The sequence below is a fragment of the Streptococcus sp. KHUD_013 genome (assembly GCF_052588545.1).
In genome coordinates, this window is record NZ_CP186264.1 from 871070 (window position 1) to 886462 (window position 15393).

The following is a 15393-nucleotide window of genomic DNA, read 5'->3' on the forward strand; positions in this document are numbered from 1 at the left end:
GCTTATGCATATTAAGAGGGCATTGAAGACCAATCAGTTTGGTTATCTAGAATTGAAATATATCAATCAAATGATTGAGCAATTGATTGTGGAGACCACTCTTGAAAGTCAAAAAATATTCGAATAATTATCTCTTGTGACTGGATAAATATGTATAATAGAGCTATTATATCACTGAACAAATTGAACCCCAAAGGAGAACAAATATGAATGCGAAGATTGTAGAATTATTAAAAAAGCGGTATCCTGCTGGAACAAGGGTGCGACTCTTAAAAATGGAAGACCCGAATCCAGTGCCAATTGGTATGTTGGGAACGGTGGAAGATGTAGATGATATTGGTTCCTTGGTTGTTCAATGGGACAATGGTCGACAACTCCATGTGTTACATGATATTGATGAAGTAGAGAAAATCGATTCATAAGAAATTAAGCCTTCGGGCTTTTTCTTGTGGGCTGAAGGGGGTGAGGGCATGGCACAGAAGGGCAGAAAGCCCAAACCAATTAGTTTAAAAATCTTAGAAGGGAATCCTGGCAAGCGTCCACTTCCAAAGAATGAAATTCAGCCTAAGAAGAAAGCTCCTAGATGCCCTTCCTGGCTTGAAGAAGATGCCAAGAAAGAATGGAAGCGTATGAGCAAAATCCTAGAAGGATTGGGACTTTTAACCGATATGGATATGACGGCTTTTGCAGGTTACTGCCAAGCATATGCACGCTGGAAGGAAGCAGAAGAGTTTCTTTCAAAACACGGCTCTATCATCAAAACTCCCAATGGCTATCTCCAACAAGTGCCACAAGTTTCTATTTCTCAGACCAATCTTAAAATCATGCTTAAATTCTGTGAACAGTTTGGCTTGACTCCATCTGCCAGAACACGACTTGCTTCGATGGATACAGATGTGGGGTCAGGTGATGAAATGGAAGAATTATTAGGAGGACGCTTATGATGGACCATTATATTCCTTCTCCCTTTATGCTTCCAACTTCTCATTATGACGAGAAGAAGGCAAACCGGGCAGTAACCTTCATTCAGAATCTCTGCCACACCAAAGGGCGCTGGGCGGGACAGAAATTCTTCTTATTACCCTGGCAGGAACAAATTGTACGTGACCTTTTTGGTATCGTAAAGGAAGATGGGAATCGACAGTTCCTGACGGCCTATGTAGAGATTCCCAAAAAGAATGGGAAGTCTGAACTGGCTGCTGCGATTGCTCTTTATCTCTTATACGCAGACGGAGAAGCCAGTGCCGAAGTGTATGGGGCAGCTTGTGACCGAAATCAAGCCTCTATTGTATTTGATGTGGCCAAGCAAATGGTTTTGATGAGTAAAGCTCTGGAGAAACGAACCAAAGTCATGGGAGCCACTAAACGTATCATCAATTATTCCAATGCTGGCTTCTATCAAGTGTTATCGGCTGAAACTGGGACCAAGCATGGACTCAATGTATCAGGTTTAGTCTTTGATGAAATTCATGCCCAGCCCAATCGCCATTTATACGATGTCTTAACCAAAGGGAGTGGTGATGCCAGGGAGCAGCCGCTCTTTTTTATTATCACGACAGCAGGAAACGATAAGAACTCTATTTGTTATGAATTGCATACCAAGGCCTTAGATATACTAAAGGGGCGAAAAAAAGATAGTACCTTTTATCCAGTTGTCTATGGCCTTTCAGAAGAAGATGATTGGAACGATGAAGAGAACTGGCTAAAGGCTAATCCCTCCCTTGGTTATACGATTGGGATTGACCGGGTTAGGGAAGCTTATCTGAATGCCTTAGATAACCCAGCAGAAGAAAATGTATTCAAGCAGCTACGACTCAATATCTGGACCAATTCAGCTGTGACTTGGATTCCGGAACATATCTACGATAAAGGAAGACAGCCGATTGATGTTGAGAGTCTCAAAGGCAGAGATTGTTATGCTGGTCTGGATTTATCTTCCACTTCAGATATTACAGCCTTTGTCCTAATCTTCCCACCAAGAAATGAAGCAGAGAACTATCAAGTTCTTCCATATTTTTGGTTGCCTGAAGAAACCTTGGTTCTTAGATCTAGACGAGACCATGTGTTGTACGATGTCTGGAAAAAGAAAGGATTTCTTCTTACCACGGAAGGGAATGTTGTTCATTATGGATTTATTGAACGGTACATTGAAAAACTGTCCACTATCTATCATATCAAAGAAATTGCCTATGACCGCTGGAATGCGACACAGATGGTTCAGAACTTAGAAGGCATGGGCTTAACAATGGTTCCATTTGGTCAGGGCTATAAGGACATGAGTCCACCTTCCAAAGAGTACTATAAACTTATGATGGAAGGTAAAATCCAGCATGGAGGTCATCCGGTTCTAAAATGGATGGCCCAAAACGTAGTCATGAGACAGGACCCAGCCGGAAATATTAAGCCTGATAAAGAAAAATCTGTCGAAAAGATTGACGGGATTATTGCGACCATTATGGCTTTAGACAGGTGCATTCGACATCAAAAGAATGACGGTAGTATTTATGATGAGCGAGGAATCTTATACTTTTAAATTTATTAGATTTTCCACAATTGAAAGAGTGATTGTAAAGCATCTCAAGCGAGGTGCTTTTTTTCATGCCTAGAAAAGGAGATGACTATGGGAATATTGGAACGATTAGGACTAAAACGACAGAGGGGAGAGCCCAAAAATAAGTATGAAGGAAATGACTTTTCGCTACTCTTTGGTCGAACCACGAGTGGGAAAACGGTCAATGAACGGACGGCACTACAAACGACAGCGGTCTATGCCTGCGTAAGGATTTTGTCAGAGACCATTGCATCTTTACCTCTTCATGTTTATCGATACACCGAAGGAGGAAAAGCAAAGGATACGGAACATGTCCTTTACACGCTTTTGCATGATGAACCGAACCCTGATATGACATCTTTTGTCTTTCGGGAAACCTTGATGAGCCATCTCTTAATCTGGGGAAATGCCTATTCTCAGATTCTTCGTGACCGTTCAGGTCAGGTGATTGGGCTGTATCCATTGCTACCGGATCAGATGAGCGTTCATCGAAGTGAGAAGGGGAAGCTCTATTATGTTTACAATCGTTATGAGGAAGACAATCCTAATTTTCAGGAAAAAGGAAGCATTGTTTTATCACAAGAAGAGGTACTTCATATTCCAGGCTTAGGGTTTGATGGTCTGATTGGTTATTCTCCGATTGCTCTGGCGAAGAATGCGGTGGGGATGACGCTTGCTTGTGAAGAATATGGCGCTAGTTTCTTTAGCAACGGTGCTAACCCCGGTGGAGTTCTCGAACACCCGGGTATCTTAAAAGACCCTGGAAAGGTGCGAGATTCTTGGAATGCAGTCTATCAGGGGACACGAAATGCTCATAAGGTAGCTGTCCTGGAAGAAGGGATGAGCTATAAGCAAATTGGGATACCGCCTGAAGAAGCACAGTTCTTGGAAACCCGCAAGTTTCAAATCAATGAGATTGCACGTCTCTTTCGGATTCCACCGCATATGGTAGGAGATTTAGAGAAGTCCAGTTTTTCTAATATTGAACAGCAATCCCTTGAGTTTGTTAAGTATACCTTGGACCCCTGGGTGGTTCGGTTTGAACAGGCTCTTAAGAAAAGTTTGCTGCTGCCGGAAGAGAAGAAGACCCATTTCATCAAATTTAATGTGGACGGCTTGCTTCGTGGGGATTACCAAAGTCGGATGAATGGCTATGCGATTGGCCGACAAAACGGTTGGCTATCAACCAATGACATCAGGAAGTTAGAAGAACTTAACCCTATACCGTCAGAAGAAGGTGGTGACCTTTATCTCATTAATGGAAATATGACCAAGTTAAAGGATGCAGGAGGATTTATGAAAACAAATCAAGAAGGAGAGAGTCATGAATAAATTTTGGAATTTCAGCGAGGATGAAATGGGGCGCGTACTGCATCTAAATGGCACAATCGCCAGTGAATCCTGGGTGGATGATGATGTGACTCCACAAATCTTTAAGAATGAACTCATGAGTGGCAGTGGTCCATTGACCTTATGGATTAATTCACCGGGTGGAGATGTCTTTGCGGCAGCCCAAATCTACAACATGTTAATGGACTACAAAGATGACGTGACCGTCAATATTGATGGCATTGCAGCTTCGGCAGCCAGTGTCATTGCTATGGCGGGAACCACAGTCAATATGAGTCCGGTAGCTATGATGATGATTCACAATCCGATGACGGTCGCAATTGGCGACTCTAAAGAAATGGAGAAGGCCATTGCTATGTTATCGGAAGTCAAAGAGTCCATTCTCAATGCCTATGAAATTAAGACTAGTTTATCTCGGGTACAGCTATCCCACTTGATGGATGCTGAGTCTTGGTTTAATGCTAAGAAGGCTCTTGAACTTGGATTTGCGGATTCTATTTTGTATGAGCCTGCACCTCATGAAGATGGGACGGTTCAAAGTATGATGTTTAGTCGAGCAGCGGTGACCAACCAGCTGCTTTTAAAATTGGCTGATAAAAAACCTCAGCCCAAAACACCAGTTTCTCAGTTAGAGAAACGGTTGTCACTCTTGAAATAAGAAAGGAATAACCATGAGTAAAATTTTACAATTGCGGGAAAAACGAGCACAGGTATGGGAGAAAGCAAAAAGCTTTCTGGATACCTGTCGGGATGATAAGGGGCTGGTTTCTGTAGAAGATACGGCCCGTTATGAAGAAATGGAAGATGAGGTTGTTCGCCTTGGTAAAGAGATTGAACGCTTGGAGCGGCAGGAAGCACTGGATAAGGAATTAGCCAGTCCGGTTAGTCAAGCGATTGTTGCCAATCCAACTGTAGGCGGAGGAAATCCAAAAGGCGGACGTTCCTCTAAAGCCTATAACACAGCTTTTTGGAACAATATCCGCAAGAAAAACTTCTATGATATCGAAAATACCCTCAGTATTGGAGACGACTCACGTGGCGGTTACTTGGTTCCAGATGAATATGAGAAACGCCTGATTCAGGCTCTTCAAGAAGAAAACTTCATGCGGAGTCTTGCAACGGTCATTCAGACTTCAAGCGGGGAGCGGAAGATTCCAGTTGTGTCAGGGAACGGTGAAGCCACTTGGATGGATGAGAACTCTAAGTTTAAGGAATCAGAAGATACCTTTAGTCAAGTAACGCTTGGTTCCCATAAGGTTGGAACAGCCATTAAGATTTCTGATGAGCTGCTCTATGATTCCGTCTTTGATTTGGAAAGCTATATGGCTAATGAATTTGCTCGTCGTATTGGTGTGAAGGAAGAAGAAGCTTTTCTGATTGGTGATGGAACAGGTAAGCCAACTGGAATTTTTCAAACGGTCACTGAAGGGGCGACTAGTGGTGGTGCGACGATTACCTTTGACGATGTCATGGATTTGTATCACTCGCTTAAATCACCTTATCGGAAAAATGCAGTATGGATTTTGAACGATTCGACTGTCAAAGCCTTACGGAAACTCAAGGACAATAATGGCAACTATATCTGGCAGCCATCTGTTCAAGCTGGTGTACCAGATATGATTCTGAATCGTCCTTATTTCACCTCTAGCTTTGTACCAACGATTGATACAGGTAAGAAAGTTTTGGCTTTCGGTGACTTTTCTTACTACTGGATTGCGGACCGTCAAGGACGTTCCTTTAAGCGTCTGAATGAGCTCTATGCAGAAAGTGGTCAAGTTGGCTTCCTTGCTAGTCAGCGTGTGGATGGTAAGTTAATTCTGAATGAAGCGGTTAAAGTTTTGACCATGAAATGAGGCTTCTCATGAAGATTAGTTTGGAGGAAGCAAGGAACTATCTAAGGGTTGAACACTCAGAGGATGATCAGTTGATTCAAGTCATGATTTCTGCCAGTGAAGAGTTGTGTTCCAGTATCCTACGCAAGAATCTGGAGGAAGTGACGGAGGAGAAAGAAGTTGACTTCCTTCAGACGATTGTTTTGTTTGGGACAGCTTATCTTTACGAGCACCGAGAAGAAGGAGGGCAGGAGAGTTTGGTAGAACTCCTCAAGGCTCTTCTTTCTGCTCACAGAAGGGATGTGTTCTGATGAAGATAGCTCCATTAAGCAAACGGGTTTTCTTTGAAAAACGAGTCATTGTGAAAGATGCTATTGGCAATGAAAGCAGTCAGTGGCAGCAATTGTTTTCTAGGTGGTGTTCCTGCAAGGTACTTCTTGAAACGGAAGGCACTGCAACAGTAATGGTCAAGAATATTCATCAGTTACGCTTTACGCTGCGCTATGACCCAGCTATTCAAGAGTTGGATAGTAAAACCACTCGTCTTCGCTTTGATAATAAGGTTTATAATATCAAGGCCATTGATTCGTTGACTTATCCTCAGGAGATAATCCTGATAGATGCGACAGAGGAGGTACAATATGGCAACAATTGACCCGTCTGACCTAGCTCGAGCTGTTCAAAAGGAGTTGGAGAATTATGTTGAAAGGTCTACTGAAACAGTGAAAGCAGTGGTGGAAGATAGCACGAAGGAAGCTGTTAATGAGTTAAAGAAACATTCTCCAAAAAAACGGGGAAAATATGCACGAGGCTGGACCTCTACTGCGACTAAAGAAACGAATCTAGCTTTGACAAAAACGATTTATAATCGAACACCAGGACTGACACACCTCCTTGAAAATGGTCATGCCAAACGAGGCGGTGGCAGGGTTGAAGGAATTCGGCATATTGCTCCTGTTGAAGAAAAGATGATTCGACAATTTGAAGAGCACTTGAAGGAGAAGTTATGAAAAAAGATGAGTGGTTTCCATTTTTAAGCAGTCTAGGTTTGTCCTGTGCTTACCACCATTTTGAGGAGGGGCATAGTCCAGCTCCTCCCTTTTTGGTGTATTGGTTTCCTGCTTCTCAAAATTATGGTGCAGATAATCTGGTTTATCACAGAGGAAGTCAAGTCAGACTGGAGCTTTATACCGAGAAAAAAGACCTTGAATTAGAAGAGAAAATAGAAGCCAAACTCGACAGTCATTCTCTCTTTTTTTACAAGGAAGAAACCTACCTGGATACGGAAAAGTTGTATCAGGTCATTTATCATTTAAATCAATAGAAAGGAAAAATCCGATGGAGAAAAATAAAGTCACCTTTGGTTTGCAGGATGTCCATTGGGCAGAAGTAACCAAAGAAGGAGATGATGGGGCGCTGACCTACGGGACAGTGGAGCGACTTAGGGGTGCCGCAGAGCTGACCTTAGAACCCCAAGGGGATTCAGGATCCTATAAAGCAGACAACATCAATTTTTATACGACAGAATCTAATGATGGCTATGAAGGAACTTTGAAACTGGCTCTTTTGACACAGGAATTTTTGACCCGAGTGTTAGGAGAAACGATTGATGCCCAGAGTAAAGTCATCTCAGAAATCGCAAGCAGTGAGAAGAAAAACTTTGCTTTGATGTTCCGATTTGAAGGGGATAAGAAAGAAACGCTCCATGTGCTCTATTATTGTTATGCAAGCAGGCCGACCGTTGCTTCTAAAACAAAGAGTGGTTCAGACATCAACGAAGTAGAATTGAAATTCAAAGCTAGTCCTCGGCCGCTGGATAAAATCGTCCGTCGCAGGACCACAGAGGATACCCCAGAAGATGTCAAAAAGACTTGGTTTACACAAGTCTATGAGCCAACTATGAAACCGGGAGGTTAATCATGAGGAAAACGATTCAGTTATCAGGTAAGAAAATTGAGCTTGCGACCAATGCTTACACACCAATTGCCTATAAAAAAGAATTTGGGAAAGATTATTTCCAGGACCTGTTTCAAATGTTGCAGGCAGAGTCGATTCTAAAAAAAGCTGAACAGCTAGAAGAAGGCAAAACTTTATCTGCATCGGATGTGGATATGAGCATGTTGGCGGATTTTGATATGACGTTTTTCCACCGGCTCTTTTGGGTTTTTGCCAAATCAGCTACCCCATCAATTGAACCTTTTGAAGAGTTCTTTATGGGCTTAGAAGAATTTCCTCTTCAAACAGTAGGACCGGTTCTGATGGAATTGTTAAATCAAGGGATGACAACCAGAAAAAAGTCGATGCGTCGGAAGAAGCGAGCAGCGAAACCTTCACGGTAGAATCCTATTTTCACTGTTGTAAAGAGACAGGGCTATCCATGTCAGATTTAAAGGAGATAACGATTGGCATGGCGCTGGATTATCAGACAGACTATGTGGAAGTGCGTACTAAAGAAGAAAGTCGAAGCAGGAAAGCCACTCAGACAGACTTTGATAACTTTTGATGTAGCGATAAGGAGGTAGGGTATGGCTGGAACCATTAAAGGAATCACAATTGAAATTGGAGGCGATACCCAGCCCTTACAAAAAGCTCTAAAAGGGGTGAATCACGAAGCCTTAGAAGCAAGCCGAGAGCTGAAACAAATTGATAAGGCACTAAAATTTGACACAGGCAATGTCACTCTCTTAACTCAGAAACAAGAGGTTTTAGCCAAGCAAGTTCAAACAACCAAAGAGAAGCTAGAGACACTACGTCAAGCCCAATCTCAGGTAGAAGCTCAGTTTCAAAGCGGGAAAATCGGAGCTGATCAGTATCGGGCTTTTCAAAGAGAGGTCGAAATCACTCAGAACACTCTCAAAAGCTATGAGAATAAGCTAGAGGGTGTCAACCGAGCTTTGGAGCAAAATGGCTCCAGTGTCACCAGCAACAAAAGTAAACTAGCTGCTTTAGGAGCTGAACAAAATCAACTAGCTTCAGAGAGTGAGAAAGTCGCTTCCTCCTTTAAGTTGCAAGAAAGTCAGCTAGGTCGTAATGCCAGTGAATCTGAAAAACTGGCCCTTGCTCAGAAAAAGGTTGCGGCTCAGTCAGAGATTGTCGAGAAACAGATTGCCAATTTAGAACGGCAGTTAGAGTTGACCAAGGCTGAGTACGGTGAGAACTCAGTTGAAGCCAATAAGTTAGAGAAGTCACTAAATGAAACCAAGACGGCTTACCATCATCTGCAAGATGAGATGAGCAACATGAGTGGGGCAAGTGATAATGCCAACAACAGCTTAGCAGAAACCAACAATCTTCTAAAGTCTGAGATTTTAGCTAACTTCAGTGAAAAACTGAGCGAAATCAGTCAGAAGCTGATTGACTTCGGAAAAGCAACACTGGAAGCTTTTCGAGAAGTGGACGAAGGGATGGATATCATTGTCACCAAAACCGGTGCCAGTGGAAAAGCGCTGGATGAGATGACGGGTATTGCAAAAGGTCTTGCGACTGAAATTCCAACGGACTTTCAAACAGTGGGCAGTGCTGTTGGTGAGCTTAATACCCAGTTTGGGTTGACTGGTGATGCCTTAAAGGACGCTTCTGCGACTTTGATTAAGTATGCGGAAATCAATGGTTCGGACGTGACGGAATCAGCCATTTCCGCAAAACAAGCCATTGAAGCATATGGACTTGAGACGAGTGATTTAAATCGTGTCTTAGATACCGTCACTTATACGGCACAGACGACTGGTGTTAGCGTTCAGGATTTGATGACCAAAGCCATCCAAGGTGCTCCACAAATTAAGGCTTTAGGACTTTCGTTTGATGAGGGTGTGGCTCTTATGGGGCAGTTTGAAAAAAGTGGGGTCGATTCTTCGGCTGCTCTTTCTTCCCTCTCCAAAGCAGCAGTCAACTATGCGGCTAAGGGCAAGACACTGAGTGAAGGCTTAAGAGAAACGGTCGAACAAATCCGAAACAGCACTAGTGAAACGGAAGCATTAACGCTTGCATCCAGTATCTTTGGTACTAAAGCTGCTCCACGGATGGTGGATGCCATTAAGCGGGGGGCTCTATCTTTTGATGATTTAGCAGGAACCGCAGAAAAAGCAAAGGGAGTAGTTGCTTCTACCTATGAAGCAACTCTTGACCCTATTGATCAGTTCACGCTTGCACAAAATGCAGCTAAAGAGGCCATGGCCGAAGTTGGAGGAGCGATTGCAGAAACTCTAGCTCCGATTCTCCAACAACTTGTTCCGCTTTTGAAAAGTGTTGCGGAATGGTTCATGAACCTTCCAGAACCGGTGCGGGAGTTCATTCTGGTTGTGGGTGGACTGGTGACTATTGCGGGTATTCTCTTACCCATTATTGTGGCCTTACAAGCTGCAGCTTTAGCTCTTGGGACGACGATTGGAGGGATGTTAGCTGCGGCTGCTCCTGTTGTAGGGATTGTTCTTGCGGTGATAGCAGCTGTTGCTTTATTGGTCATTGGCATTAAGGAACTGTGGGAACATAATGAAGCTTTCAGAGCAGCTGTTACGGCTGCTTGGAATGCTATCTATTCGGCTATTTCTTTCATCGTTCAGCAAGTCGTAGACTTTGTGATGGAAATTTGGGGAACCTTGGTTTCTTGGTGGCAGGAAAATCACCAGTTGATTCAAGATGCTGCAACAACAGTCTGGAATGCCATTTCGACGGTAATCACCACCATTATGGATTTAATTGGGCCTTATCTAACAGCTGTTTGGGAGAATATCAAGCTCGTTGTCACAACAGCCTGGGATATTATCAAGACGATAATAGAAACAGTCCTAAATGTTATTCTTAGTATTATCACATTGGTCATGCAAGTGATCACTGGGGATTGGTCTGGTGCCTGGGAAACCATTAAGCAAATTGTATCTACCGTATGGGAAGGGATTCAGTCCATCATTGGCACCATTCTTAATGCCATCTGGCAATTTATAGTGAATAGTTGGAACGGTATCAGAGATAGTGTTTCAAATATTCTATCAGCCCTTTCTTCTTTATTTTCATCCATTTGGAATGCCATTCAATCCACGGTGACAGGGATTGTTCAGGGGATTGCAAGCACACTATCCAATATCTGGAATGGGATCTTGCAGACCATATCAAATGTCCTAAACAACATCTTCTCAACTGTTCGAAATATTTGGGATGGAATCAAAAATGCCATTTCTGGAGCGATTGATGGGGCTAAAAATGCCGTATCCTCTGCCATCAATGCCATAAAGAATCTCTTTAATTTTCATATCTCTTGGCCGCATATTCCATTGCCGCACTTTAGTGTCAGCGGGTCGGCCAATCCGCTTGATTGGTTAAAGGGGGATATTCCACGGATTGGGATTGAATGGTATGCCAAGGGTGGGATTTTAACCAAGCCAACCATCTTTGGCCTAAATGGTACGAATCTCTTAGCAGGAGGGGAGGCAGGCAGAGAAGCGGTTCTTCCCTTAAACCGAGAAACATTGGGTCAGATTGGTCGTGGAATTGGTTCTACCTTGGATGCTCTGCCACAGATTACTATCACTATTTCAGATGTTATGATCAGAGAAGAAGCGGATTTAGAACGCTTGGCAGAACATGTAGCAGGAAGATTGGCAGAAGAACTCGCTAGGCAAAAACAACTGAAAGGATTGGGAACATGATTCGATACAATGAATTAGTCATTGATGGAGTGCATACCTCTTCGTTTCCTTTTAAGGTAATAGTGGAAAACAGTCCACCGATTGTCATGAAAGGCAGCAAGACTCAGCTCCTTGAGCATAGAGGGATCAGTGGTGCCGTCATGGAAACCAACAAGCATCGAAATGTGATGGAGTTGACATTTAAGATTTATGTGGTCAAGCCAAGTGAAGAAGAACTTTTTCAGTTTTTGACTCTCTTTTCTAAAGAACAGTTTTGGCTGGAGAGTGAGCAGTTGAAGACAGTCCGTCTTTGGTGCTATAAGGTACTTGTTTCAAAAATGATAAAGGACAAGCATGGAGTTTATGAGATGGAAGCGACCTTCCAATGCCATCCTACAAAATTCTTTAAAGATACAGATAGTCAGTCATTCACTCAAAATGGTGCTTTGCGAACGAAAGGTTCGGCTTTGGCTTTTCCCCAATTGACCATAATGGGAAACACTTCAACTGAAACCAGTTTTACGATTGGTAGTCAGGTTATTCGTTTGGAGAAAATAGAGTCTGGTGAAACACTAGTGATGGATAACAACCCTGACAAACCAAGTTTTAGAGCCTTATCAGGAAAAAGAATCAATTGGTCTGGTGACTTTTTGACGATTGACTCTTCAAAAGATAAAACAGTGGGAGTCGTATTGGGAACTGGGATTCAGTCCATTCGTTTTGAGATTGTCTGGGGGTGGGCCTAATGCTTTATTTATTGGATAAGGAAGTACAAACAGTTAAATGGAACGGTATCCCCCTTTATGAAGCGGTATCTGCTAGGGTAAAGGAAACCTTGAATGGAGATTTTACCTTAACCCTCAAGTATCCTATAACGGACAGCCATCTTTATCGTCAGTTGAAGGTAGATAAACTCATTAAGGCTCCTGTACCTGAACTGGGAGAACAGCTGTTTCGGATTAAGAAACCAGTTGAGATGGATGAACATGTGGAGGTACTATGCTATCACATTACGGATGATGTCATGCAGCATTCCATTAAGCCAATTGGAAATTCTCAGGTCGGATGTATGACGGCCTTATCCAGTATGGTTCAGGCAGCCAAAACTAGTCTTAGTCCTTTCTCTTTTACCAGTGATATCGTAAAGCACAGGGATTTCAATACCAAAGAGACAACAACACTATACAGTGTACTGCTAGATGGAGCGCATTCCATTGTTGGAACCTGGGAAGGTGAGGTCACTCGAGATAATTTCTTATTCTCTATTCAAGAGCACCGAGGAGAGAATCGTGGTGTCATTATTACGACTCATCAGAACCTGAAATCCTACAAACGGAATAGAAGTTCGCAAACTGTAGTGACACGTATCCATGTTCATTCGACCTTTAAACCAGAAGGAGCTAAAGAAGAGAAGACGTTAACCGTGACTGTTGACAGTCCTTTGCTTGATGCTTATCCCTACATCAATGAAAAAGAGTTCACGAATAACAATCTTAAAACCCTTGAAGAATTGCGAAAATGGGGTGAGAGTAAATTCTATCATGATAAGATTGACCGAGAGCAGGATGCCATTGTGATAGAAGCCTATGAGCTAGATGGTCAAACGGTTCATTTGGGAGACTGGGTCACTCTAAAAAGCCGAAAGCATTATGTGGATTTGTTAAAGCAAGCCGTGGCTTATGAATACGATGCACTGACTAAAGAATATTTCTCATTGACCTTTGACGATAAAGTCAGAGAAGGTGGCCATAATACCTCTTCAAAATTGACGGCTGCAGCTCATTCCATCTTAACCCTTGCTCAAGGCAGCCATGATTTGATGGTTGAACGAGCTTTAGAAAATGCCAATAGGGCCTTTGATGCTGCTTTTGAGAAGCAAGAGAGTAAGGTATTAGATGGCATTGAAAAGGCAAAAGCAAAGGCAGAGGAAATTGCAGCTCAGACTCGTGATCAGATTCAGAGTTCGTTTACTGCTTTTACGAAATCGACAGAGTCGACTCTTCATACGATTACTCAAAAGACGGAAGAAGCCTTAGGCAAGGCAGGAGCCACTCAGAAAGCTCTGAACAATGTCCAAGAAGTAACGAATCGAACAACAGCAGACTTGAAAGTTTTTCAAACAGAAATTCTTCAGAAAATGGGCACTTTTGTCAGTAAGATAGAAGTCAAGCAAACTCTATCCGGTCTTGAAACAACTCTCCAACAGGTTCAGGAGTATGTTTCAAAAGATGGTGAACGGCGGGAACGACTGGAGCAGTATGTACGGACGGAAACAGCCAATCAGGCCAGAACTGTCCGAGAGCAAGTAGCCAAGGACTATGTCGCAAAAGCCTCCTATTCAGAAGATGTGAAAGGCTTAAATCGTCGCTTTGAGAGTTTGCAAATTGGTGGGCGCAACTACATTCGTCATTATGATTTTGATGGTCTGTTGCCCCTCTCGTCTAATGTATCAGAATGGAAGTTTGAACGGGTACCGGATACGAATGCCAAAAGTGGATACTATCTCAAAGCTACTTGTACCAAAGCAGGGAATGGTGGCTTTCATAAGCCCATTTTTGATTTAAGGGGGGCTGAATGGCAAGGGAAGAAAATGGTCTATTCGGCCGACATGAAAGCGAGTCGGTCGGTAGTTGTTCGGTTTGGTTTTGAGACCGGTGGTGTTTCAACCGTGACACTTCAAACTGAATGGCATCGGTTTGTTCATCCTTTTACCGTGAAGTTTGAGAGATATTGGTCCTGGGTATGTTATTCGAATGGCTGGCTTGTTGGTGATGTTCTTTATATTCGGGATCCACAATTGGAAGATGGGACAATTGCGACGACACCGAGTCCAGCTCCAGAGGATGACCGGCAGTACACAGAAACCAAGATTGCCTCCTATTCTCAAACAGTGGAGGGACGCTTTTCAGAAATTTTGCAGACAGTCAATGGCAAGACCAACAGCAGTGATTTTCAAAAGGTTCAGGAAACAGTTAATCTGTACTCACGGCTCATTGGCTCAAAGGAAGACAGTGTCAAACATAACTTGGCCCAGATTGTCCTGACAGATTCTTCCTATGTGACCAAGGTGACGGATTTGACCCAGAGAGTTTCTACTGTTCAAACTCAGCTCGCAAACAGTTGGTCGGTTCAGCATTTGACTTCAAGTGGGGCAGTACTAAACAGTTTGAATCTATTAGCGAATGGAGTAAATCATATCCATGGTAGACTCACTCATATCACAGGACAAACTTTAATTGACCATGCTGTGATTAAGTCTGCCATGGTGGATAAGTTAAAGACAGCCAACTTTGAATCGGGATCAGTCACAACCGCAATCTTAAGTGCAGAAGCAGTAACGGCTGAGAAATTGAAAGTTGATGATGCCTTGTTTAACAAGCTATCTGCGACCGAAGCTTATCTGAGGAAGCTTTTCTCAAAGCAGGCATTCATCAGCCAGGTGCAGTCGGTAACTTTATCTGCGAACAAGATATCAGGTGGTATCCTAACAGCCATTAACCGAGCTATGGAAATCAGTCTCAATGCGGGTCAAATTTTGTATTATACAGACCAAGCTGCCTTGAAACGAGTTCTGACTGGTTATCCAACCCAGTTTATTAAGTTTGCGACAGGGAATGTCGATGGCAAAGGAAGAGCGGGTGTAACTGTTATTGGATCCAATCGTTATGGCACTGAAAGCTCCAATGATAGTGGCTTTGTCGGTATTCGAGCTTGGAATGGGTACAATATTGATTCACTTGATCTGGTTGGGGATGAATTGTCCTTTGCCAGTTCTGCCTATGATAATAAAGATGGTTGGGTCATGACTACAACAGGAAAACTTCAACTGCGTCCGAGCAGGAAACAGGACAGAAGGGATTCAACCATTAATACAGGCGATGTTTGGCTCTATTTAGATACAAGCGGTAATTATGTTTCACTTCACGAGGTATTACAACGGATGTCTAATAGCATTGGGGCGCTCTATGAATACAGGGCTAGCCATAGTGAAGGGCATCCAGCCTGGTGGGATACCAGAAACTTAGTGGGACATTTATAA

16 protein-coding genes are annotated in these 15393 nt (G+C 43.0%); all 16 read left to right on the plus strand.

The features are described from left to right. Positions 1 to 4 precede the first annotated feature (4 nt). The 16 genes from ACOXXR_RS03965 (at position 5) to ACOXXR_RS04040 (ending at position 15393) form a co-directional block, all read left to right on the plus strand. Entirely contained in the window at positions 5 to 127 is a 123-nt protein-coding gene (locus ACOXXR_RS03965) for a hypothetical protein (protein ID WP_272943094.1), read from the plus strand. A gap of 79 nt (positions 128 to 206) precedes the next feature. Then, entirely contained in the window at positions 207 to 422 is a 216-nt protein-coding gene (locus tag ACOXXR_RS03970) for a DUF4314 domain-containing protein (protein WP_445278788.1), read from the plus strand. A gap of 48 nt (positions 423 to 470) precedes the next feature. Continuing rightward, positions 471 to 944, plus strand: a complete 474-nt coding sequence (locus ACOXXR_RS03975) for a phage terminase small subunit P27 family (protein WP_445278789.1) — start codon at positions 471 to 473, stop codon at positions 942 to 944. Then, complete coding sequence (locus tag ACOXXR_RS03980; RefSeq protein ID WP_445278790.1) at positions 941 to 2533, plus strand: terminase large subunit; 1593 nt, start codon at positions 941 to 943, stop codon at positions 2531 to 2533. The genes ACOXXR_RS03975 and ACOXXR_RS03980 overlap by 4 nt, the downstream gene beginning before the upstream one ends. Positions 2534 to 2620: 87 nt before the next feature. After that, positions 2621 to 3883 (plus strand): phage portal protein, encoded by a 1263-nt coding sequence (locus ACOXXR_RS03985; protein ID WP_268684888.1) that lies wholly within the window; start codon positions 2621 to 2623, stop codon positions 3881 to 3883. Continuing rightward, positions 3876 to 4559, plus strand: coding sequence for a head maturation protease, ClpP-related (locus ACOXXR_RS03990; protein WP_004186346.1), 684 nt, complete (start codon positions 3876 to 3878; stop codon positions 4557 to 4559). The genes ACOXXR_RS03985 and ACOXXR_RS03990 overlap by 8 nt, the downstream gene beginning before the upstream one ends. A gap of 13 nt (positions 4560 to 4572) precedes the next feature. Beyond that, complete coding sequence (locus ACOXXR_RS03995) at positions 4573 to 5754, plus strand: phage major capsid protein (protein ID WP_000036012.1); 1182 nt, start codon at positions 4573 to 4575, stop codon at positions 5752 to 5754. A gap of 8 nt (positions 5755 to 5762) precedes the next feature. Then, the gene (locus ACOXXR_RS04000) at positions 5763 to 6044 is read left to right on the plus strand and encodes a head-tail connector protein (RefSeq protein ID WP_445278791.1); all 282 of its coding nucleotides are present in this window, start codon (positions 5763 to 5765) and stop codon (positions 6042 to 6044) included. After that, on the plus strand, positions 6044 to 6388 hold the full coding sequence (locus ACOXXR_RS04005) for a head-tail adaptor protein (RefSeq protein ID WP_445278792.1): 345 nt from the start codon (positions 6044 to 6046) through the stop codon (positions 6386 to 6388). Before ACOXXR_RS04000 ends, ACOXXR_RS04005 begins: the two co-directional genes overlap by 1 nt. After that, positions 6375 to 6743 carry an HK97 gp10 family phage protein gene (locus tag ACOXXR_RS04010; protein WP_445278793.1) on the plus strand — a complete coding sequence of 123 codons (369 nt, stop codon included), beginning with the start codon at positions 6375 to 6377 and terminating at the stop codon, positions 6741 to 6743. Before ACOXXR_RS04005 ends, ACOXXR_RS04010 begins: the two co-directional genes overlap by 14 nt. Then, complete coding sequence (locus ACOXXR_RS04015; protein WP_445278794.1) at positions 6740 to 7057, plus strand: hypothetical protein; 318 nt, start codon at positions 6740 to 6742, stop codon at positions 7055 to 7057. The genes ACOXXR_RS04010 and ACOXXR_RS04015 overlap by 4 nt, the downstream gene beginning before the upstream one ends. A 14-nt stretch (positions 7058 to 7071) precedes the next feature. Then, positions 7072 to 7650 (plus strand): major tail protein, encoded by a 579-nt coding sequence (locus ACOXXR_RS04020; protein WP_445278795.1) that lies wholly within the window; start codon positions 7072 to 7074, stop codon positions 7648 to 7650. A 2-nt stretch (positions 7651 to 7652) separates the two neighbouring features. Continuing rightward, entirely contained in the window at positions 7653 to 8072 is a 420-nt protein-coding gene (locus tag ACOXXR_RS04025; RefSeq protein ID WP_445278796.1) for a hypothetical protein, read from the plus strand. A gap of 186 nt (positions 8073 to 8258) precedes the next feature. Then, the gene (locus tag ACOXXR_RS04030) at positions 8259 to 11375 is read left to right on the plus strand and encodes a phage tail tape measure protein (protein WP_445278797.1); all 3117 of its coding nucleotides are present in this window, start codon (positions 8259 to 8261) and stop codon (positions 11373 to 11375) included. Then, the gene (locus tag ACOXXR_RS04035; protein ID WP_200771881.1) at positions 11372 to 12100 is read left to right on the plus strand and encodes a phage tail protein; all 729 of its coding nucleotides are present in this window, start codon (positions 11372 to 11374) and stop codon (positions 12098 to 12100) included. The genes ACOXXR_RS04030 and ACOXXR_RS04035 overlap by 4 nt, the downstream gene beginning before the upstream one ends. Then, entirely contained in the window at positions 12100 to 15393 is a 3294-nt protein-coding gene (locus tag ACOXXR_RS04040) for a phage tail spike protein (protein ID WP_445278798.1), read from the plus strand. Before ACOXXR_RS04035 ends, ACOXXR_RS04040 begins: the two co-directional genes overlap by 1 nt.

Bases quoted from the DNA above. Each gene is read 5' to 3' on its own strand.
- ACOXXR_RS03965 (WP_272943094.1), top strand. From the start codon at position 5: ATGCATATTAAGAGGGCATTGAAGACCAATCAGTTTGGTTATCTAGAA.
- ACOXXR_RS03970 (WP_445278788.1), top strand. From the start codon at position 207: ATGAATGCGAAGATTGTAGAATTATTAAAAAAGCGGTATCCTGCTGGA.
- ACOXXR_RS03975 (WP_445278789.1), top strand. From the start codon at position 471: ATGGCACAGAAGGGCAGAAAGCCCAAACCAATTAGTTTAAAAATCTTA.
- ACOXXR_RS03980 (WP_445278790.1), top strand. From the start codon at position 941: ATGATGGACCATTATATTCCTTCTCCCTTTATGCTTCCAACTTCTCAT.
- ACOXXR_RS03985 (WP_268684888.1), top strand. From the start codon at position 2,621: ATGGGAATATTGGAACGATTAGGACTAAAACGACAGAGGGGAGAGCCC.
- ACOXXR_RS03990 (WP_004186346.1), top strand. From the start codon at position 3,876: ATGAATAAATTTTGGAATTTCAGCGAGGATGAAATGGGGCGCGTACTG.
- ACOXXR_RS03995 (WP_000036012.1), top strand. From the start codon at position 4,573: ATGAGTAAAATTTTACAATTGCGGGAAAAACGAGCACAGGTATGGGAG.
- ACOXXR_RS04000 (WP_445278791.1), top strand. From the start codon at position 5,763: ATGAAGATTAGTTTGGAGGAAGCAAGGAACTATCTAAGGGTTGAACAC.
- ACOXXR_RS04005 (WP_445278792.1), top strand. From the start codon at position 6,044: ATGAAGATAGCTCCATTAAGCAAACGGGTTTTCTTTGAAAAACGAGTC.
- ACOXXR_RS04010 (WP_445278793.1), top strand. From the start codon at position 6,375: ATGGCAACAATTGACCCGTCTGACCTAGCTCGAGCTGTTCAAAAGGAG.
- ACOXXR_RS04015 (WP_445278794.1), top strand. From the start codon at position 6,740: ATGAAAAAAGATGAGTGGTTTCCATTTTTAAGCAGTCTAGGTTTGTCC.
- ACOXXR_RS04020 (WP_445278795.1), top strand. From the start codon at position 7,072: ATGGAGAAAAATAAAGTCACCTTTGGTTTGCAGGATGTCCATTGGGCA.
- ACOXXR_RS04025 (WP_445278796.1), top strand. From the start codon at position 7,653: ATGAGGAAAACGATTCAGTTATCAGGTAAGAAAATTGAGCTTGCGACC.
- ACOXXR_RS04030 (WP_445278797.1), top strand. From the start codon at position 8,259: ATGGCTGGAACCATTAAAGGAATCACAATTGAAATTGGAGGCGATACC.
- ACOXXR_RS04035 (WP_200771881.1), top strand. From the start codon at position 11,372: ATGATTCGATACAATGAATTAGTCATTGATGGAGTGCATACCTCTTCG.
- ACOXXR_RS04040 (WP_445278798.1), top strand. From the start codon at position 12,100: ATGCTTTATTTATTGGATAAGGAAGTACAAACAGTTAAATGGAACGGT.